The sequence below is a fragment of the Microbulbifer taiwanensis genome, from assembly GCF_014904815.1.
Lineage (GTDB): Bacteria > Pseudomonadota > Gammaproteobacteria > Pseudomonadales > Cellvibrionaceae > Microbulbifer > Microbulbifer taiwanensis.
In genome coordinates, this window is the sequence record NZ_JACZFR010000025.1 from 98,250 (window position 1) to 119,430 (window position 21,181).

14 protein-coding genes are annotated in these 21,181 nt (G+C 62.4%); 8 read left to right on the plus strand and 6 right to left on the minus strand.

Annotation, left to right across the window (positions count from 1 at the left end):
* The first annotated feature begins 194 nt into the window (after positions 1-194).
* Together IG627_RS08575 and IG627_RS08580 are read left to right on the plus strand one after the other, a co-directional pair.
* Positions 195-1,637, plus strand: coding sequence for an amidase (locus IG627_RS08575; RefSeq protein ID WP_193191938.1), 1,443 nt, complete (start codon positions 195-197; stop codon positions 1,635-1,637).
* Positions 1,634-2,833 (plus strand): pyridoxal phosphate-dependent aminotransferase, encoded by a 1,200-nt coding sequence (locus tag IG627_RS08580; RefSeq protein WP_193191939.1) that lies wholly within the window; start codon positions 1,634-1,636, stop codon positions 2,831-2,833. Before IG627_RS08575 ends, IG627_RS08580 begins: the two co-directional genes overlap by 4 nt.
* A 28-nt stretch (positions 2,834-2,861) precedes the next feature.
* Here IG627_RS08580 and IG627_RS08585 read toward each other — a convergent pair whose 3' ends face one another.
* Together IG627_RS08585 and IG627_RS08590 are read right to left on the minus strand one after the other, a co-directional pair.
* Positions 2,862-3,836: a S41 family peptidase gene (locus tag IG627_RS08585; RefSeq protein ID WP_193191940.1), complete on the minus strand. Its 975-nt coding sequence runs from the start codon at positions 3,834-3,836 to the stop codon at positions 2,862-2,864.
* A 148-nt stretch (positions 3,837-3,984) separates the two neighbouring features.
* A complete protein-coding gene (locus IG627_RS08590) occupies positions 3,985-4,857 on the minus strand; it encodes an SDR family NAD(P)-dependent oxidoreductase (RefSeq protein WP_193191941.1) in 873 nt (290 codons plus the stop codon).
* A 175-nt stretch (positions 4,858-5,032) separates the two neighbouring features.
* Here IG627_RS08590 and IG627_RS08595 point away from each other — a divergent pair, with 175 nt between their 5' ends.
* From IG627_RS08595 to IG627_RS08620, 6 genes are all read left to right on the plus strand, one after another.
* On the plus strand, positions 5,033-5,977 hold the full coding sequence (locus IG627_RS08595) for a LysR family transcriptional regulator (protein WP_193191942.1): 945 nt from the start codon (positions 5,033-5,035) through the stop codon (positions 5,975-5,977).
* Between the two features lie 204 nt (positions 5,978-6,181).
* Positions 6,182-7,438, plus strand: coding sequence for a lactonase family protein (locus IG627_RS08600; protein WP_193191943.1), 1,257 nt, complete (start codon positions 6,182-6,184; stop codon positions 7,436-7,438).
* Between the two features lie 41 nt (positions 7,439-7,479).
* Positions 7,480-8,286, plus strand: a complete 807-nt coding sequence (gene budA, locus IG627_RS08605; protein ID WP_193191944.1) for an acetolactate decarboxylase — start codon at positions 7,480-7,482, stop codon at positions 8,284-8,286.
* A gap of 101 nt (positions 8,287-8,387) precedes the next feature.
* Complete coding sequence (locus IG627_RS08610; protein WP_193191945.1) at positions 8,388-10,865, plus strand: Lon protease family protein; 2,478 nt, start codon at positions 8,388-8,390, stop codon at positions 10,863-10,865.
* Between the two features lie 30 nt (positions 10,866-10,895).
* The gene (locus tag IG627_RS08615) at positions 10,896-11,855 is read left to right on the plus strand and encodes a CARDB domain-containing protein (RefSeq protein WP_319024529.1); all 960 of its coding nucleotides are present in this window, start codon (positions 10,896-10,898) and stop codon (positions 11,853-11,855) included.
* 634 nt (positions 11,856-12,489) lie between these two features.
* Complete coding sequence (locus IG627_RS08620; protein ID WP_193191947.1) at positions 12,490-15,093, plus strand: TonB-dependent receptor plug domain-containing protein; 2,604 nt, start codon at positions 12,490-12,492, stop codon at positions 15,091-15,093.
* A gap of 77 nt (positions 15,094-15,170) precedes the next feature.
* Here IG627_RS08620 and IG627_RS08625 read toward each other — a convergent pair whose 3' ends face one another.
* The 4 genes from IG627_RS08625 to IG627_RS08640 all read right to left on the minus strand — a co-directional run bounded on the left by IG627_RS08625 (position 15,171) and on the right by IG627_RS08640 (position 21,181).
* A complete protein-coding gene (locus tag IG627_RS08625) occupies positions 15,171-17,507 on the minus strand; it encodes a TonB-dependent receptor (RefSeq protein ID WP_193191948.1) in 2,337 nt (778 codons plus the stop codon).
* A gap of 370 nt (positions 17,508-17,877) precedes the next feature.
* Positions 17,878-18,651: a glycerophosphodiester phosphodiesterase gene (locus tag IG627_RS08630; RefSeq protein ID WP_193191949.1), complete on the minus strand. Its 774-nt coding sequence runs from the start codon at positions 18,649-18,651 to the stop codon at positions 17,878-17,880.
* A gap of 134 nt (positions 18,652-18,785) precedes the next feature.
* Entirely contained in the window at positions 18,786-19,298 is a 513-nt protein-coding gene (locus tag IG627_RS08635) for a flavin reductase family protein (RefSeq protein ID WP_193191950.1), read from the minus strand.
* 224 nt (positions 19,299-19,522) lie between these two features.
* Positions 19,523-21,181 (minus strand): FAD-dependent oxidoreductase, encoded by a 1,659-nt coding sequence (locus IG627_RS08640; protein WP_193191951.1) that lies wholly within the window; start codon positions 21,179-21,181, stop codon positions 19,523-19,525.

Consider the following 21,181-nt stretch of genomic DNA (forward strand, 5'->3'; position numbering starts at 1 on the left):
TACTAGGCTAGGGGGATAAAGCGAGAACCGAGGGAATCTCTGAAAAACCACTGCGCGTGCGCCTGACGGCGGCCGGCGGTGCTCACAGCGCTCATGTACTATTTGTACACTCCGCTTGCTGCGCACCGGCGGTCACCGCCAGCCACCCGCTCGCTAAGTTTTTCAGGGGCTCCCCACAACAAGAGGGAAAGCCGATGAGCGACTTTACCCGCATGAGCGCGGTTGAATTGCTGGCCGGATACAGGGACAAGTCATTTTCTCCGGTAGAGGTCACACAGGCGCTGCTGCGCCAGATAGAGCGCTGCAACCCCGCGGTCAACGCCTACTGCCTGGTGGACGAGGAAACCAGCCTCGATTTCGCGCGGGCATCGGAAAGGCGCTACCAGAGTGGTGAAACCAAAGGTCTGCTGGACGGTGTGCCGGTGGCGATCAAGGATGTGTTCCTGACCCCCATGTGGCCGACCCTGAAGGGCTCCAGGACCATAGATCCCGAATCCACCCTGGGCAAGGAGGCACCCTGCGTCGCGGCCCTGGCCCGCAACGGCTATGTGCCCCTGGGCAAGACCACCACGCCGGAGTTTGGCTGGAAGGGAGTCACCGACAACCCCATCGACGGCGTCACCCGCAATCCCTGGAACACCGACAAGACCGCCGGTGGTTCCAGCGGCGGCAGCGCCGCGGCAGTACCGCTGGGTATGGGCCCGCTGGCGCTGGGCACCGACGCCGGCGGTTCCATCCGCATTCCCGCCGGCTTCTGCGGCATCGTCGGCCTGAAGCCCAGTTTCGGCGAGGTGCCTCACTGGCCGCCCAGCCCTTTCGGCACCCTCGCCCACGCCGGCCCTATGACCTGGACGGTGGAAGACTGCGCGCTGATGTTGAATGTACTGACAGAGGCCGATCACCGCGACGCTCAGGCGATACCGCGGCGCGATATCGATTATTTCGCTGAGATCCTGGGCGAGCCCAAAGAGCTGTTGCAGGGACTGCGTATCGCCTACAGTCCGGCTTTCGGCTATGTACAGCTGGACAGCGAAGTGGAACAGGCGGTGAACAAGGCGGCCAGGCTGCTGCAATCCCTCGGTGCCGAGATTACCGAAGTGGACCCTGGCTTCGACGATCCCCTGGCGGCCTTCGGCCACCTGTTTTACGGCGGCGCCGCCAATGTGCTGCGGGAGATCGGCAAGCGCCAGCGCGAACTGATGGATCCGCAGCTGGTGGCGGTGGCGGACAAGGCCGCTCAGTTGTCGATGTTGGATTACCTGGCTGCGGTCAACGAGCGCACCGCCCTGTGCGAGCGCATGGCGAATTTTCACCGCAAGTACGACCTGTTGCTGACGCCGACGCTGCCGATTACCGCCTTCAAGGCCGGGCGCGAAGTACCCGAGGACTGGCCCAGCACCCGCTGGCCCTCCTGGACCCCCTACACCTACCCCTTCAACCTCACCGGCCAGCCGGCCCTGTCGGTGCCCTGCGGCTTCTCCGCCGGCGGCCTGCCGATCGGCCTGCAGCTGGTCGGCCGGCGCTTCGAGGATGCCACTGTGCTGCGCGCCGGCCAGGCCTACCAGTTGGCCGCGCCGCTGACCGACAGGCGCCCGCAGCTGTTTTCCGCCGATGCGATTGAAGGGGAACAGGCGTGAGCGGGCTGGATTTCGACTTCTACGAATCCGAGGACCCGGTCTGGAATCCGGCGCTGCTGACAATTCCGGTGCCGGGCATTCGCAAGATGGTCAACATGGCGGCGACCATGGACGATGTGATCCACCTGTCCATCGGCCAGCCGGACGCGCCGGCGCCACCCCACGTAATACAGGCTACGGTGGACGCGCTGGAGGCCGGGCAGACCGGCTACACCATGGACGCGGGCCTGCCGGAACTGCTCGACGCCCTGGCGGACTACAACGGCGAGCGCTATGGGCGCGAGATCTCGCCGGAAAATATTCTCGTCACCACCGGCGCCACCGAGGCCATCTACCTGGCACTGACCGCCGTTTCCGCACCGGGGCGGGAGTTTATAGTGCCGGACCCGTCCTTTATGCTCTATGCGCCGCTGATCCGTATGAACGGCGGCGAGGTGCGCCATATCCCCACCCGCGCCGAGAACAACCACCAACTGGATCCGCAGGAAGTTATCGATGCGATCGACAGCAACACCCACGCGATAGTGCTCAATTCCCCCAGCAATCCCACCGGCACCGTCTATCCGCGCGAGACCATCGAGACCATTGTGCAGGAGGCGGCCTACCGGGGCATCTACGTGATCAGCGACGAGGTCTACGATCACCTGGTCTACGACAACCGCGACTACGCCAGCGTGCTCTCCTGCTGTTCCGACCTGGACCACGTGATGGTGATCAGCAGCTTCTCCAAGACCTTCAGCATGGCCGGCATGCGTATCGGCTGGATGATCGCCAGCCAGGGCGCGATCAAGAAACTGCGCCGCTACCATATGTTCACTACCACCGTCGCCAACACCCCCTGCCAGTGGGCCGGCGTCGCCGCTCTCAAGGGCGATCGCAGTTTCATCGATGGCATAGTCGAGACCTATAAAAAAAGGCGCGATCGCCTGGTGCAGCTGGTGGAAAAGACTCCCTACCTGGAGGGCTATATGCCGGAGGGAGCCTTCTATCTCTTCCCGTCTCTGCCCGAGGGTGTCAACGGCAACAATGTCGCCCTGCGCCTGCTGCGCGAGACTGGAGTCTGCACCATCGCCGGCGATACCTTCGGCGAGTCCTGTCGCAACGCGCTGCGCATCAGCTACGCCACTTCCATCGACAATATCGAGAAGGCCTTTGCGCGGATAATTCCGTGGATGGAGAGGCAGGATTTCGGCTGACTTAGTGCCTACTCCGTGCCGCGCTGCCCTAGTGGCTTTTACCGAGTTCTGCGCGCGCCAATTCCAGCGCTTTTTCCAGGGCCTGTTCCGCCGAGACCGACACATCCGGCTTCACTCCAACATCCTGCCAGTTGGAGTCGGTGATGGGATTGATTGAACGGCCTTCCGGCAGGTCGACGGCGAAGTGCGGGTGTACACGGCGGTACTCGAACGGGTGGGCGCCGCCGCCGGTCGTCTCACCGACGATCACGGCGCGTTCCAGCGCCTGCAGGTCATAGGCCAGCGCCTCGGCGGCCGAAAAGGTCCTATGGGAGGTGAGGATATACAGGGGCTTGCTGGAACCGAAGTGGCGCCCCGGCACCCAGGCCGGTGAAGACACATGGCTGTGGGTATCCGTGGGGCGGTTGTAGCTGCCGCTGAGGGGGCTGTGTTTTTCCAGCAGGTAGCCGGTCAGCAGTTGCATCGTCTCGGCCCCGCCGCCGTTGTGACGCAGGTCGATAATCAGCGCATCCCCCTGGGCCACCAGCGTCATTGCCGCGGCGAAGACATCGCCGGCCATGGACGGCGGCGGGAAGACGCGCAGATCGAGCAGCATGATGTTACCGGCGAGGCGCTCGATTTTCTCGATACCGTGGTTGATTTGCGGCCCGTACCAGCGCTGCATTTGCTCGGCGGAAAAGACTTTCTCCCCCTGTTGCTCGGGGATGGGTTCCGCACTGTAGCTGAGTCCCAGATGCCCGTCGCCGGAGACTTCACGCAGAAGCTCTGTCACCTCTTTGGCAAAGGTATCGCCCTCTCGTGTCTCCCGCCACCGGTCACTTGACCGGCGCAGTGCGGCGGCGATTTCCCTTGCTTTTTCCGCATCGACATAGCGCGCCTCGATCAGGTCGGCTGAGGTATGGATTATTTCGGTTTGTTCGCGGGGTTCCAGCGAGATGGCGAGCGCCTGGCTCGAGGCAATAAACAGTGCAATCAAGATCGCAAGACAACAATTCCTGAGCATAAACCCCTTCCTCCCTTTCACTATTGCGGACTTTCGTCGTCCGCCACTGTGTCATTGCGAGTGATCATAGTGAGCGGCTCGCATTGAGGGAAAGGTTGCTGCGAAAGTTTTGGGACGGACAGTGCCGGAAATACGACGAATGTGAATTTCAGGCAAAGCCGCTCAACAGCCCCCCGTCGGCCAGCACCGTAGTCCCGGTCAGATAGGAGGCCTCCTCCGAGGCCAGCCACAGCGCCACCCTGGCTATCTCCTCCGGCTGCGCCACCCGCTTCACGCCCCGCACAATATTATTGGCCCGCGCCACCGCGGCTTCGTTGTGACCGGTGGCGCGGCGGAACATGGGCGTGTCGGTGATGCCGGGGGCGACCACATTGACACGCAACCCGCGCTCGGCGTAATCCTGGCTGGCGCTCTGTGCCAGCGCTTCCAGGGCCCGCTTGCTGCTGGCGTAGGCGGCGCCGCCGGGGCGGGTGGAATAGGCGTGCTGGGAGGAGGTGATGACGATGCTGCCGCCCCCCGCTTTTAAAATCTCGGGAATCTGGTATTTCATCGCCAGGAAAACGCCGCGCAGGTTGGTGTTGTGGATCCACTCCCACTCCTCCAGGCTGATCTGGTGCAGCGGTTTGAAGGTCACCTCACCGGCGTTGTTGAAGCCGGTATCCAGCCGGCCGTAAGTATCCACCGTCTCTTGCACAAACATTTCCACCTGCCCGGGGACAGTGACATCCGCGCGGATATAGCGCGCCTCACCGCCGGCGCGGCGGATTTCCTCCTCCAACCGCTGGCCCAGCTTTTCCTGTCGGCCGCAGAAGGTGACCCGCGCGCCCTCGGCGGCGAACAGCCGCGCCGCCGCGGCGCCGATACCGGAGGTGGCGCCGGTAATGGCGACCACCTTGCCGGCAAAGCGGTTGTTGTCTGCACCGGCGGAGTTTTCCCGCGCGGCTGCGGGCACTGCGGAGGTCGCCGCCGCGCCCAGGGCGGCCGCGCCTATTTTGAGGAAATTGCGCCTTTTATTGCTCATAAGTCTCTTCCGTCGCTGTGAATGGCCGTGGCTAGTCGACGGTTACTCTGCCGCAGGGAAGCCTGCGGAATAAATCCGTTTGCGGGCACAGGTTTCGTGATCTGCAGTCAACAATGCCGAACGGGGGCGTGATAGGCTGTGCCGTCTCGCCGAAAATAATGCTACGGACAGCTCCATGCCCCTGGACACTTCCGCAATTGCCGTTTTCGCCAGTGTGGTGAAGCACTCGAACTTCGCGCGCGCGGCGGAGGAACAGGGCATGACTCCCTCGGGCGTGAGCCGGGTCATTTCCCGGTTGGAGGAGCACCTGGGCGTGCGCTTGCTGCAGCGCTCCACGCGCCGGCTATCCCTGACGGAAACCGGATCGGTATTCCACCAGCGGGCACTGCAGATACTGCGGGACCTGGACGAGGCGGAGGCCGAGGCCTCGGCCGCCAGCCTGCAACCGCGCGGCCTGCTGCGGCTCAATGTCCCGGTGGTGTTCGGCCGCCAGCACATAGTGCCGCTGCTGCAGCCACTGCGGGAGAAATACCCGGAGATGTCGATCGAGTTGTCCCTCAGCGACCGCTTTGTCGATCTGATCGAGGAGGGAATGGATCTCGCCGTGCGCATCGGCGCCCTGGCGGATTCGCGCCTGATTGCGCGGCGACTTTGCGCCAACCGCCGCCTGCTGGTGGCCAGCCCGGACTATCTCAAGCGCCGCGGCACGCCGCAGACGGCGGCGGACCTGGACGATCACGATTGCCTGGTCTTCACCGGGCTGGACAGGCCGTACCAGTGGCGGCTGGTGGGCCCGGAGGGACCGGTGGCCGTCGCCGCGGCGGGCCCGCTGGTGTGCAACAACGGCGAGGTGCTGACCGAGGCCGCCAAGGGCGGGCTCGGCATAGCGCTGGGCGCCACCTTTTCCATTTCCAGTGCGCTGCTGTCCGGCGAACTGGTGCGCGTGCTGCCGGGCTACGAATTCGAGCCGACCGCGATTCACGCCATCTATCCATCCACGCGACAGCTGTCCCGCAAGGTGCGCGCCACCGTCGACTTCCTCGCCTCGGCCTTCGACGGAATTCCGGCGTGGGATTCGGCACTGCGGGGCAGGGTGCCCGGCTTCGAACTGCAGGCCTGAGCAGGTTTCGCCCGCTCCAATTCGCAATTCGTGATCTGCGCGCAACAAACTGTTGACTGCAGTCCGGTTTCTCATTCTCGCCGCTGCCGCTAAATTTCGTGTTCGGGACAACGGCTCGACCGAAAGGAGGCGCAAGTGAAAGGGCGGCGTGGATTGTTTTCGTGGCGCAGCAAGCTCGGTTGCCTTTTATTTGTCGCGACACCTGTGAGTGCCACCACAGAGGTTTTGCCCGACAAGGTACTGGCGCAGGTGGATGCGGGCGTGATTGCCGCGGTCGCCGACGGCGACTTTGTCGCTGGTAGTTATGCCAGCGGCGATCTTGCGCCTGACTCCGCCGGTTTCCGGGATACCCTGGTGCTGCTGCGCCGCAGCGGCGGTGGCTGGCGGCGCGAATCGCTACCCATCTCCAATTCTGTCACAGCCCCACCGGAGGTCCTGCGCCTGGCGGCGGACGGCAGAAGTGTCTATGTGATCGAGCGACTGGCGCCGCGAACCCCGGGTGCCAGCCGTATCGCTGAACTGGCGCCGGGGCGGCGGCTGTTTGCGGTTGCACTACCTGCGGGTGCGCCGGCAAAACTTGCCGATGCTGTCGAACTGGACGACTTTCCGGAGGCCCTGGATATCAGTCCCGACGGGCGCACAATTGCCGTCGTATCCAACGGTTCCGGTGGCAGCTGGCTGCACCTGGTGCCCTGTGCCGGCGGGCGCTTCGGTTCTGTGCAGAAATTTGACCTGGCGGAAATCGCCGGTGCGGGTCGGGCGCCGCGCGCAAGCAATGTCGCCTGGCATCCGTCCGGGCGCATTCTCGCGATCAATTTCCACACCGAGAACCGGATATTGTTTGTGGTCCTGGAAGAGAGCGGTGGGCACTTCTCACCGCGTCCCTGGGGGGCGGCGGTGGAAGTGGGGCGGGATCCTTTCGTGGGGCGCTTCGCGCCGGATGGGCGCCACTATATTACCGCCGACTGGGGGCGCAATTTTGACGCTGTCGACCTGGCAGGCCGATTGCCCGAGAGCGCTTCGCAGCTGACGGTGGTGCGCCTCGGCAGGGCCGGCGCGGTGGCACCCGCACACCGGGTGGTGCACAGGACGCGCTCGGATATCTCCTCGGAGGGACTGGCCATCAGCCGCAACGGACGCTTTGTCGCCACCGTCAATATGCGGGGTACCGTCTTCCCCGCCGGCAGTCCCCGCTTCCAGCGCCATGCCTCCGTGTCACTATTTCGCTTTGATGCCGCCGACGGCTCCCTGAAAAAAATTGTCGACAGACCATTCACCGCAGTGCTGCCGGAGGGCGGGGCTTTCGACGCATCCGGTCATTACTTCCTGGCCAGCGTCTTCGAATACCGGGACCTGCACGGTGGTGGCATCGAAGTATTTCGAGTATCGGAACAAGGCCTCGAGCCGCTGGGCCGTATACCCATGCCCCATGGGGTGCACCACCTGGATATGGCTCCCTGAGCCGAGTACAGACTTCAATCGTTAAAAAGCGGGAGATATTTATGTCGAGTCCTTTTCACGCGGCGCTGGCCGTCGCGCTGTCTTTGCTGACAGCGATTGTCAGGGCAGAAGAAAACGCCTATAGCGCCGAAGACGCCCTCTACCAGCTGGCCCCAACCGCGGTACTGACCCAGGGACTGCTGGAGGGCCCGACGCCCTTTCACCAGCTGTTGCGCTTCGGCGATTTCGGGCTCGGCGGCCTCAGCCCGGTGGACGGTGAAGTGATCCTGCTCGACGGCACTGTCTACCAGGCGCGCTATCCGGACGGGCGCCTGCGCGAAGTGGATCCGGAAGAGCGGACACCGTTCATGTTTATCAAACGCTTCGGTGATGATCTCCGTCTGCAACTGCCGCCGGTGGACAGTTACGACGACGCTGTGCGCCAACTCGACCGGCAGCTGCCCAGCCCCAACCTGATTTACGCCCTGCGCATCGACGGCGAATTTGATTACCTGAAGCTGCGCAGCGTTCCGCCCCAGAAGCGGCCCTATCCCCCCATCGACCAGGTGGTGCGGGGACAGAGAATCTACGAGCGCGAAAATATCCGCGGCACCATCGTGGCCTTCCGCTTCCCCGCCTACCTGGGCAGTACCAGTGGCAGTGGCTACCACATGCATTTTGTCGACGCCGAACGCAAACTCGGCGGCCATCTACTGGATCTGCGCAGCCGGGTGGCGCTGGCAGTTTCCGTGGATGAGAGCCATGGACTCAACCTGGTACTGCCGGACGATGCGGCGTTTAAAGCGGCGGATTTCGACAGCCGGGCGGATTCATCTGGCGCTTTCAATCGCGCCGTGCGACCGGACTAGGCGGCGCCTGGACTTGGCTGGCGTCTAAACTGAAAGACCCGGGGTCGACAGCGCAGACTGCGCTGTCGGCTGATATTTACGCCTAGTCCAAGTCAGCGCCCATGAATCCAGATCCTCTGCTACCGGAACAACTCTACCGACACTGCCCGCTGGAGTGGCTGGAAATGGAGCCGGGGGCAGAAAAGAGTATCGAGAGTCGCCCCTTTGGCCAGGAGCGCGCGCTGGAGGCGCTGGCGTTTGCGCTGGATATGTCCGGCCGCGGTTACAACCTCTATGTGGCCGGCTCGGTGGGGTTGGGCAAGCACGCGCTGGTGAAAAAGCGCATCTGCACCTGGGCGCAAAAGCAGGAGCAGGCCTCAGACCTCTGCTATATCCACAATTTCGACGCCGAACACAAACCGCGCGCCCTGGTACTGCCCGCCGGCACCGGGCGCCAGCTCGGGCGCGACATCGACAACCTGCTCGAGCACCTGCTGACCGCGATTCCCGATATCTTCAAAAGCGATGAGTACCGCGCGCGCCGGGACGAGCTCAAGCAGCAGGTGGAGGACCGCGAGGAACAGGCCTTTGCCGACCTGGTGGAACGCGCCAGGGAAATTGGTATCGGCGTGGTACGCACGCCCTCCGGTTACACCATAGGGCCGCTGGCCGACGGCGAATTTATTACCCCGAAGCAGTTTTCCGAACTGCCGGAGGATGAGCAGCAGCGTCTCAAGGATAATATCGAAACGGTCAACGTCGACCTGAAGGAGACTCTCGGCCGCGGGCTGCGCTGGCACGAGAAGCTGGCCAAGGATCTGAAGCGATTAAACCGCGAGTTCCTGCATCTTACACTGGACGAACGCATCGACTGGCTGCGCCGGCGCTACCAGAGGTTGGATCAGGTGCAGGACTTTATCGAGCAGGTCCGCCGCCAGGTGGTCGAGAACGCCGACGACTTTCGCGCGGCCGGGGAGCGTGCACAGAAAGAGGGTGTCGCCGCCGGAAAACTGATCCGCGCCAGGGAGTTCACCCATTATCGCGTGAACATCCTGGTGGACAACGGCGATGCCCGGGGTGCGCCGGTGGTCTACGAGGACAACCCCACCTATACCAATCTGCTCGGGCGCATAGAGCACGAGTCGCAGATGGGCACACTGACCACCCACTTCAAGCTGATCAAGGGCGGCGCCTTGCACCGGGCCAACGGTGGCTGCCTGATCCTGGACGCTCACCGGGTATTGATGACGCCCTTCGTCTGGGAAACCCTGAAGCGGGCGCTGCGCTCGCGGGAAATGAAAATCCAGCCCCTGGAACTGCAGATGGGACTGCTGTCCACCACCACCCTGGAGCCGGAGCCGATACCACTGAACGTGAATCTAGTGCTGATCGGCGAGCGCTGGCTCTACTACCTGTTGAAAACCCACGACCCGGAATTCAAGCAGTTGTTCAAGGTCTACGCCGACTTTGCCGAGGACACGGCGCGGGAGCGTGACAGCGTGGCCGCCTACGCGCGGCGCATAGATGCCCTGGCAAAGCGGGAGCAGCTGCAACCGCTGTCGAAGGAGGCTCTGGCGCGGGTGGTGGAGCAGGCCGCGCGCCTGGCCGGGGATGCGGAAAAACTGTCGCTGCACGGTGAGCGCCTGGCCGATTTACTGCGCGAGGCGGACTACTGGTGTCGGCGCGAAGAGGCCGATCGGGTAGAGCGGGCGCATGTGCAGAAAGCCATAGAACAGCGCGAATACCGCCAGCGCCAGTGGCAGGAACGGCTGCAGGAATCCATCGCCCGCGACATACTGATGATCGACACCGCGGGCGAACAGGTGGCGCAGGTCAACGGCCTTTCCGTCATCCAGCTCGGCGACATCGCTTTCGGTCGTCCCTCGCGCATCACCGCCACCGCGCGCCTTGGCAGCGGCAAAATGGTGGATATAGAGCGCGAGTCGGAACTGGGCGGTCCGCTGCATTCCAAAGGTGTGCTTATCCTGCAGTCTTTCCTCGCTAACCGCTATGCCGCTTCCCAGCCGCTGTCCCTGTCCGCCAGCCTGGTGTTCGAGCAGTCCTACGGCCCGGTCGACGGCGACAGCGCCTCACTCGCCGAACTCTGCGCGCTGTTGTCCGCTGTTGCGCTGGTGCCGCTGCGGCAGAATTTTGCCGTCACCGGCTCAGTCAACCAACTGGGGCAGGTGCAGGCTGTGGGCGGCGTCAACGAGAAGATCGAGGGCTTCTTCGATATCTGCAAAGAGCGCGGGCTCAGCGGTGAGCAGGGGGTAATTATTCCCGCAGCCAATGTGCAACACCTGATGCTCAAGGACGAAGTGGTGGAAGCGGTGCGCGCACAGAAGTTTTCTGTCTATGCAGTGACGGGCGTGGATCAGGCCCTGGCCCTGTTGACGGGGCTCGAGGCGGGCGCTGCGAATGCACAGGGTGAATATCCGGGGGATTCCTTCAACGGACGGGTGCAGGTGCGACTGCGGGAGCTAGAGGAAAATCGCTCGCGGATGTTGCAGCGGGATCTGGATAGGCTTGAACCGGAACCCTCAAGATCTGAATCAACCAGGGATGGCCCGCCCGATACTCCCGGAGGGGACAGCTATTGATCTGGAAATTTTTGGAGAGTCGGGCTGACTGTGAAGTATTTCTTTAACAGTTGTATGAAACAGATGCGGCGGTTGCCTGCCAATGTCAGCCTTCCGGCGAATAGGGTGAGGACTATGTTTGGGAAATTGTCTGTTAGCGAACTTCGTTCAGGCCGCAAAGGCGCAATTGTTGTCGCAGCTTTAGGCATTCTGTTGCTTCAATTGCTGGCGGGGTGCGACACAAAGCCGGAGGTGACCGGCGTTGGCGCCGGGCTCTCCTTCGATATCGAGTATGTACCCAAGGGCCCGGATGCAAATGTATATTCTGCCAAGTATATCTGTGGCGAAACGAAAACAGATCACCCGCTGGTGCGAGCCGTCTATCGATCGGAAATCAGTATCGTCAACCCAGATGATAATAACTCCCACGAAGTCTCCTGGCGTGCCGCCTTTGTCTATCCGGCGACGCCGCCGGCTACCAGCCCTGAAGAGCAATTTATCGGTCCTTTCAGGGGTATCGAGATTAACTGTGGGGACATACGCAAGAAACTGTCTGAGGCCGACCAGCAGCCATCCCACGCCATTGATGACGATGAGCCGCTGATCAAGGGTTATATCATTGTCAACGCCTCTTCGAACCGCATCCGGGTCACCGGGGCCTATACCGCTCTGCACAAGCAGATTCACGGCAATCAAATTGTCGACCTGGTTCCCAAGGCATCCTGCGAGCTGACAGATGGAGGCATCGTTGTTTCGGTGCTGAATCAGGGAGAGGGCAACGCCCCGGCAACCACAACCGAAATCGCGTTCGCCGGTAATCCGCCTATCAGCCTGGATACGCCACCGCTCGCCCCTGGAGAGGAAACCGAATTCGAACCGGTGCCGCTGCCGGATCCGGATGCACAGTCGGTAAACTTCACCGTGACCGCCGATGCCACCGGGCAGGTAGATGAGTCGAACGAAGGGAACAATCAGCTCGCGGTTGTTTGCGAGTTTACTCCTGGGGGCTGATTCGCAGAATATGGCGATGGGCCTGTGCGGCAGTTTGACGAGCGCTGGGCGGTGTCGGCTTTGCCGCGCACAGGGCGGCAGTCAGGCATACGTCGAGAGGGTTTTAGCACTGTGGATTCTGTACCGCAAAGCGGGTTGGTTCAGGCCAAATCCATCACCGGTCGCCAAAAGCAGGCGGTTGGCGCTGCTCACTTGCTGATACTTCTCAGGCAAATATGTTTCACCGCTTCCTGCCATTCTTTCCTTTTGTGATACCTGTCCATTATTTGTATGACGCTCGTGGCAAAAACAGTCGCTATTTGTGACAGAAGCTTACTGCCCTGAGGATAACGGGTTGGAACACTCGCACCACAAAAGAAGATTTCACCTAATAATCCCCATGTATTGCAATGGTCATCCTTAATGGCACTTAAAACATTCTCACTTGTAACAAACTTACCCGGCATTGACCGGGTTCTTTGTGATCTCTTCCCGGGACATTGCCCGTCTTGACCGATTTGAATACTCTGACCGCACAACAATAGCGCGCCCATAAATCGGGCTGCTCAAAAAGTACTCGCCGCACGCTTGAGTCTGGGGTATCGGACGGCGTGACGCTCGATTAAATAACGATAACGAGAGAGGACGGGCAGACATGTATTCCCATTCATTTAAAAAACCCCTGTCGCTGGCCATCGCCGCGGCTCTGGCCATTCCTGTCGGTAGCGCCCTGGCGCAGGAGCAGCAGGCACCATCTGCCGATCAGGCGATGGAAGAGGTCGTCACTATCGGCACACGCAAGGAAGGCGTTTCCCCCACGGAAACCCTGTCCCCGGTAGATGTGGTCGGCGGCGCCAAGCTGGCGGACCAGGCCAGTTTTGACCTGACCGAGTCCCTGGCCAAGATAGCGCCGTCATTCAATACCCAGCGCTTCCCGATCGCCGACGGCACGGCGTTTATCCGCCCGGTGACCCTGCGCAACCTGTCCCCGGACCAGACGCTGGTGCTGGTCAACGGCACCCGCCGCCACCGCTCCGCGCTGGTGAACCTGCAGCTGGCACCGCTGGGTACCAACAACCAGGGTGCCCAGGCGGTGGATTTTTCCGCGATCCCGTCGATGGCGATTGAGCGCGTGGAGGTGCTGCGCGATGGCGCCTCGGCCCAGTACGGTTCCGATGCCATTGCCGGCGTAGTCAATGTGGTGCTGAAGGACGCCGCCGAGGGCGTCAGTGTCTCCGCGCAGACCGGCGAGTATTTCGAGGGGGATGGCACCCGCACCAGCCTGGCGGCCAATGCCGGCTTTGGGCTGGGTGAAAACGGCTTTGTAAATGCCACTGTCGAGCACTCCACCGCCGACAAGACCTGGCGCGGCGCCGCGCGCCCGGATGCGGAGTTTGTCGGCTCCGTGGTGGGCGAAGACTTGGTGCCCCTGGACGGCCTCGGTCAGCGCTGGGGCGATCCTGAAGTGGAAACCACCAAGCTGTTCGTAAACGCGGGTTTTGATCTGAACGACAGTGTCGAGCTGTACGGTAACTTCGGTTACTCCGATAACTCCACAATATCGGATTTCTTCTACCGTGGTCCGGTGCTGGATCCAGAACATGAATTTGGCGCCCGGCCGACCTTGCAGAAAGATGAGAACGGCGACTTTATGCCCGACCCGGCGCCACAGTCCCTGATAAATAGCATCACCGCTCAGGGATTGAATCCGTCCGACTACCTGGTGGCGGATGGCAGCAGTCCCAGTGGCTATGTGCTGCGCAACCCCATCTACACCCAGTTCCCCGGTGGCTATAACCCGCAATTCGGCGCCGATATCGAGGATATCTCCGTCGTGTTCGGTGCCCGCGGCGAACTGGCCTCCGGCATGAGCTGGGACCTGCGCGCGCGCAGCGCCGAGAACGAGGTGTCCTATGTACTGAAGGATTCTATTAATCCGAGTCTGGGTGCACTTTCTCCGACCACGTTTAAACCCGGGACACTGACCCAGGAAGAGAGCAGCGTAAACGCGGACTTCGTACAGCCGATTGATGTGGCAGCCTTCTCTTCGCCGCTGAACCTGGCGTTTGGCGCCGAGTGGCGCGAGGAGACCTACAAGATAGGTGCCGGTGACGAGGCGTCCATTGCCGTTGGGCCGACCGCGGCCATATTCGGCGTCGGTTCCGACGGTTTCCAGGGCTTCCCCACCGAAGCCGAGGGCAGCTACAGCAGTGAGAGTGTGGCAGCCTATGTCGACCTGGAAGCGGATGTGACGGATCAACTGACATTGGGTGCGGCGCTGCGCTTCGAGGACTACGACCTGTTCGGCTCCACTTCCGATTGGAAGCTGTCTGCGCGCTACGACTTCAACGAGGCCTTCGCACTGCGCGCCACGGCCAATACCGGCTTCCGTGCACCCACTCCGGGCCAGGTCAATACGCTCAACGTGACCACCACTGCCCAGGCTGGCGGCGGACTGATTCCGAGCGGTACCTATCCGGTGGATCACCCGTTGGCGCAGGCCCTGGGCTCCACTGCACTGAATCCGGAGGAGTCGACCAGCTTTACGCTCGGTGCTGTTATCAACCCGCTGGATAACACCAGCATCACCATCGACTACTACAACATCGATATCGAGGATCGCCTGGCACTGCGCAACAACAAGATTGGCGCTGCCGAGGTGGCGATGTTGACCAATGCCGGTATCGCGGATGCGGACCTGCTGCTGGACAGCAACGTCAACTACTTTACCAACGCCTTCGATTCTGAAGTGAGCGGTATCGACCTGGCGATTACCAGCGACTTTGATCTGGCCGGCGGCCTGCTGACCGTAGACCTGCGCCACAACTACAACCAGCAGGAAGTCACCAAAGTGGCGCCCAACACGATCAATGCCACCCGTGTATTCGACTTCGAAAATCAGGTGCCCAGCCAGCGCAGCACCCTGACCTTCGATTACGATACCGGCGGCATACTGGCTGGCTACCTGCGTTTCAATCGCTATGGCGATTGGGAATCCACTGGCGGACAGCTGGAGGCGGATGGCAACGATACCTCCAACGCCACCAGCTATGGCGCTGAGATACTGACGGATATCGAAGCCCGTTTCACGCTCGCGGAAAATTACACCATCGCATTGGGTGGCGAGAATATTTTCGATGTGGAAGCGGATGAAGAAGGCGACGGAACTCTGCAGTTCCTGGGTGCGCGCCAGTCCCTGACTTCACCCTTCGGCTTTAACGGCGGCTTCTGGTACCTGCGCGCGAGCGCGAATTTCTAACAGTCCTGTCATTTTTTGCGCATTGATAGGCCGGCGCTTGGCGCCGGCCTTTTTTTGTGGAGAAAAAGAGGGATGAACTAAAAACTGTACTGCGCCGACAGCCCCATGGTCCGCGGCCGGTTTCGCGCCGTGCGGTCGAAGCCGGGCAGGTTGAACACTATGGCGTCGTTGTAGGAGTAGATGGCCACCTCGTCGGTCAGGTTGTCGACGAAGAAACTGGCCTCCCAGTTTTCAAAGCTGGCGTAGCCGATGCGCAGGTTGGCGATGGTGTAGCTGGGCTTGGCGTTGCCGGAGTCGATATCGAAGCCGGAGACGTCGCTGGACGCACTGCCGGGCACCTCCAGGGTTTCGTCGACATAGTTGATGCTGCCCAGTACGAAGACTTCGCCGGATGCGAGCGGCATGGACCAGTCGGCGGAGAGGCTGGCGGTCATCTCCGGCACGTCGGTCAAGCGGTCACCCTCGGTGATGCCCGCGGTCGACACCGTCTCGGTGAATTCCGCATCGGTATAGCCGACGCCGGCATTCAGCGTCAGGCGCTCGGTCACCGCGGCGACGGCCTCCAGCTCGAAGCCGGTGGAGACGGCCCCGCCCACATTGGCGGTGAAGTTGAAGCCGCAGGCGCCGGAGGTGTTGACGCGCTGTTGAATATCCTTCCAGTCGATACGATAGACGGCGGTGTTGATACGCAGGCTGTCGGTGGGCTGCAGTTTCAGGCCCAGCTCCAGGTTGTCGACCACATCGCCGGCATAGGTGGTCGGGTTGCCGCTGATACCCAGCGCATTGAGGTCGTTGTTGCAGGCGTAGGCGTTGCCGGTGCCCGGGTCCTCGCTGCGCGGAATCGAGCGGTTGCCGCCACCGGGGCGGGTGGCGTCGGAGGCGGTGGCGTAGACCTGGCCCATCTCGGAGAACTGCCAGGCCAGGGTCGCGCGGTAGTTCAGCTCCTCGTCCGAGGCGCTGACATCGAGGATATTGGCCTCTGCCTCGCTCAGGCCCTCGATGGGGGCATAGGCGAAACCCCAGTCCTCCTTGTGCTGCTCGAAATCGTACTCGAGGCGGCGCAGGCCCAGGGTGAAGGTGAAGTCACTGGCGAAGGTCAGGCTGCCCTCGCCGAAGAAAGCGGTTTCCTCGTAGCTGCTGCGGTCGTTGGTGTTGGCGAGACCGTTTGCGGTGACATACTCGAAACCGCGGTCCATACGGTAATCCGCATTGACCTCCGCGTCCTTGCGGTAGAAGCCGGCGAGCCACTGGAAGTCGGAGTCCGTCTGCGAGGAGAGACGTATTTCCAGGGTGCGGTCGTCGAGGGTTACCGACTCGTCGACGAGTGCCGCCGCCGACGGCATGTCGTAGCCGAAGATCGGCTGCAGGAAAATCACATGGTCGGTCATATCCTCGACATTGTCGAAGCGCCGGTCGATTATGGAGAAGTTGGCCACCAGGGACATTGTTCCCAGGGAGAGGGTTTCGAAGTCGCTGCCGAGGGTCACGCTGCCCAGGGTGAAGGTGTCCTCGAAGGGTTCGGCGGCGTCGAAGGGGCGGACCTGCTCATCGTCGCGGTCGGGGCCGTCGAAGTTGGGCTTGCCGTCCATGGATAGTGTCTGGTGGAAGACGGCGGGCTGGATGTAGGTGGAATCTGTCAGCTGGTAGCGCAGGGCCGCGCGGATCAGCTGAGTCTCCTCCGCGTCGACATCCTCTTCTGAACCGCCCTCGAATACCCGATCGACAAAACCGCTGCGGTCGCTGCTGGAAGCCTCGACGCGCAGCGCCGCATTCTCGCCCAGCAGCATATTGCCCATACCGTTCAGCAGGTAGTTCATGCCGCCGCCGGCGGTGGAGGAAAACTCCGCGGCAACCCTGCCTTCGGCGCTGTCGAGATTCGGCTGCGCGGTGATGATGCGCACAGTGCCACCCATGGAGCTGGAGCCGAATAATGTGCCCTGGGGGCCGCGCAGGATTTCCACCCGATCCAGGTCGAACATTTTCGGGCTGACAATGGTGGAGGCGAAGGAAGTGGAAGAACCGGAGGAAATGGTCGATATGGGCATTTCGTCGATGTAGTAACTCACCGTGGGCGCCACGCCGGTAACCGAGGAGATGCCGCGGATATTGAGCTTGGTGCGCCCGGGGCCGGAGGACTTGAACGAGAGTGACGGCACCGATGCGGCGACATCTTCAAAGTCCTGGATACCGGCCGCCTGCAGTTTCTCCCCGGAGACGGCGCTGATACTCAGCGGTATCTCCTGCAGTGAGGCCTCGCGCTTGGTCGAAGTGACGACGACTTCTTCCAGTACGGCCTCTTCCGCCGCAGCGCCGGCCGGCAGCCACAGGCCTATCGCCAGGCCGGGAGCAGCCACGGCAGCGGCGAGCGGTTTCAGGGGGAATCGCAGGGAACTTCCGTTTTGATGATCTTTCATGATTTCTCCGGGCGTCTTTTTATCTTTCTGATTTTTGAAGATGTTTCCCCGAATGGAATCGTTCATACCACAGCTTCCATTTTGGGTATGTCCTGACTTTTCAGTATTTTTTGAAATGGCCCTCCGGTGCGTCCGTTGTTCGAGAATATTGGAGTTTATGGATGCGGGCAATTGGCGATGGCATCGTTCCGCCATATGACGTTTATTGCTTTACTTGTGACACTGAAATAAACCGGGCGCCCCAGTGGAAAGGAGTGACGGAGTCGAAGGGGGGTGCTAATTCAAAGTTGCGCCTGCAAACTTATACCGGCCTATAAATGCCGGTATCTTGTGTCGTTCTTTTTTTGGGGATCAGGGCTGCCGATTTCTATTACGGTGCCTGCGAAATATCGCTGTCACCCGTCTGCAGCTGCTGCACCAGCGCATCGGTGGTAATACACGCATTGTATTCCATGACCAAGTGCGGTTCGTCGGTAAAGACGCCGTCCGCGCCCATGGCGGCGACCAGGGCCAGGTCATCGGAGTTGTTGACGGTAAACACATAGCTCTTCAGGCCGCGTTTTTTCGCGTCGGCGATCAGGTTCGCGTCGGCGAAGTCCAGGCTCAGGTGCATCGAGTAGGCCTTGAGCGGTTCGGCACAGGCGGCCAGATCCAGGGGAATACCGGCCAGCAGTACACCGCGGCGGACTTCCGGCAGCAGTTGCAGGCTCTCGTAGACCTGGCGGTGATCGAAGGAGGAGATCAGGTACTGTTCGAAGGAGGCGCCGCTGTCGCAGACGTAGGATTCCAGCTCCGAGGCCACCAGTGCCGCGCAGTTGTTGCCCTTGATCTCTATATTCAGCTGCGCATTGTTGCCCACCAGTTCCAGCACTTCGCGCAGTGTCGGCACCCGGCCGCCGCAGGGCAGCAGCTTCTCGCGCAGGGCTTGGGGACACATGTCGGTGAGCAGCTCGCTGCCGGCAATCAGGCGCCCCAGGCGGCGGTCGTGCTTGACCAGCAGCTGGCCGCCAACATTCCAGATATCGATCTCGATACCGTCGACATCGAATTCCAGCGCGTGCGCTATGGCCTGCAGGGTATTCTCCGTGGCCCGCTGGCGGTAGCCGCGGTGGGCGAAACAGAAGAGGGTGCCGGGTGTCTGCATGAATCTCTGCCCCGATAGCTTGATCGGCTTCAGCCTGCCTATGAAGTATGACGCCGGGATTACAGTGCGACCAGTGAGCTGGTTGTTTTTAGATCAATTGGCACTAAAAGTGGCCTTCAGGTGTGCTGGGGGGGTCAGTCACCGGCCAGGGCGCGGTAGCGGCCGCGGTGGAATACCAGCGGTTCGCCGCCGCCGGCGGTGAACTCCAGCACCTCGCCGAGCAGTATCGTGTGGTCACCGCCGTCGATGCACTGCACCCGGCGGCAGTGGAAGTAGGCCGCGCAACCTTCCAGTTGCGGTATCCCGTCCGGGCCCGTGCGCCAGTGCACCTGGCCGAACTTGTCGGCGCCGCGGCCGGCGAAGAGGTTGGAGATATGCTGCTGGTCGGCCTTCAGCACATGCACCGCGAAGTGCTCCTGGCCGGTGAAGGCCTGGTAGCCGAGTGCCTGTTTGTCGATGCTCCACAGCACCATGGCCGGATCCAGGGATACGGAGTTGAAGCTGTTGACGGTCATACCCGCCGGCTGGCCGGCCGCATCCCGGGTGGTGACTACGGTGACACCGGTCGCGAAGTGGCCCAGGGTGTCGCGCAGGGCGCGACCCTGATCGGCCGAGGGAGTGAGGACTTGGCTGCTTTCTGTGGTCATACCGTCGTTTAATTTTTGTGCAAAATCTGTGCTGGCGGCCATTCTACGGCAAAAGTGCCCTTATTGCGCGTTTTGCCTCCGGGTTTGCGCGTGGTCTCCGGGCTTGTGTGTTGTCTCCGGGATCGCGCTTGGTCTCCGGAATTGTGTGCTGTCTACGTAGGGGGCGCCGTGCGCACCACCTAAGGACCGAAGTGGACTGCGGGCCCGCGGCGCTCCCTACGGCATTATTCGGCCATCAGGGGCGCACACTCGGCGGTCAGCTGGTCCCGAGCGGCAATGCCGGCGCCGGTCAGGGCGAAGCCCAGCAGGCGGCCGTCGGCACCGCGGAATTCCGCCCGCACGCCGCTCTCGGCGCTGTCGATATGCCAGCTGCCTTCGGCGCCGGGGCGCGGCGGGCAGACGGTGGTGGGGCGCAGGGTGGTCTTGACCGCTACCGGTATGGCGCCGTAGTGCACCGGCGTCGGGGTGCCGGCCAGGGTTTTGGCCAGGGCGCGGGCGCAGGCCATCAGCGGCGCGACAAAGTAGAGGAGATGGCCATCCACCTCGGCGCAGTCGCCGAGGGCGTAGATATGGGCATCGCTGGTCCGCAGCTGGCGGTCGACCGCGATACCGCGCTCGACCTTCAGGCCGGCCGCCTCGGCGAGGCCGGTATTGGCCTGCAGGCCCAGGGCGGCCAGGGCGATATCCGCCTCTATACACTCGCCGTTGTCCAGCTGTGCGCGAATGCCGCTGTCACTGCGCTCCAGGCGCGTGACCCGGGCATTACCGTGAAAGCGCACGCCGTGGCTTTCCAGCGTGCGCTGGATATCGCGGCCGGCGGCTTCCGGCAGCAGGCTGGCCAGGGGCCAGTCGAGCGGATCCACCATCTGCACCGCGAAGCCGGCCTGGGTCAGGTCGTTGGCGAACTCACAGCCGATCAGGCCTGCGCCCAGCAGCAGCACGCGCTTGCGCCCTACCATGGCGGTGCGGAAGCGGTGGTAGTCGCCGAGACTGTTGATGCGGAACAGGCGCGAGTGGCCGTCGCCGTCGATGGCGGGCAGGGCCCGACAGCCGGCGCCGGTGGCCAAGACCAGCTTGCGGTAACGCAGTTCCGCGCTGTGGCTGCCGTTCTCTGGCACCAGGGTCAGGACTTTCGACTCGGCGTCTATATCGGTCACGTGGGTGTGTACCAGAATCTCCGCATTCAGCTCCCGCGCCATCTCCTCGGCGGAGGCGCTGGCCAGCTGCTGCGGTGTCTTGCCGTGGGCAAGGGAGGCCGACAGCAGCGGCTTGGAGTAGAGGGTGCCGTCGTCGCCGGTGATCAGCAGCAGCGGTGTCGACTGGTCCAGTTTGCGGAACTCGCGGGCCAGGTTGTAGCCGGCGAGACCGGTGCCGACGATCACCACCGGCTCGCCGCCGGAGGGAATTTCACCGTCGGCGGGCACGGTGGGTGCCGGTGCCGGCTCGGCCCCGGACACCAGCACCATATCGAACTCCTCCTTGCCCACGCCGCACTGGGGGCAGTTCCAGTCCTCGGGGATATCCTCCCAGCGGGTGCCCGGGGCAATGCCGTCCTCCGGCCAGCCCTTGGATTCGTCGTAGACCCAGCCGCAAACCATGCACTCCCAGATGCGGTAGCCGTCGCCCTCAGCGGGCGCGCTCGGTGCTGTGGCAGTGGAATCCCGTTCGCGCGCGGCGAGAGGAGCCGTCTCCTGCGGCTGTTGATCCGGCGTTGCCGCGACCATGTCGAAGTCCTGTTTGGCCGCACCGCACTCGGGGCAGCACCAGTCGTCGGGGATGTCCTCCCAGCGGGTGCCGGGCGCTATACCGTCCTCGGGCCAACCCTTGGCTTCGTCGTAAACCCAGCCACAGATCTGGCATTCCCAAACGCGGTAATCGGCCAT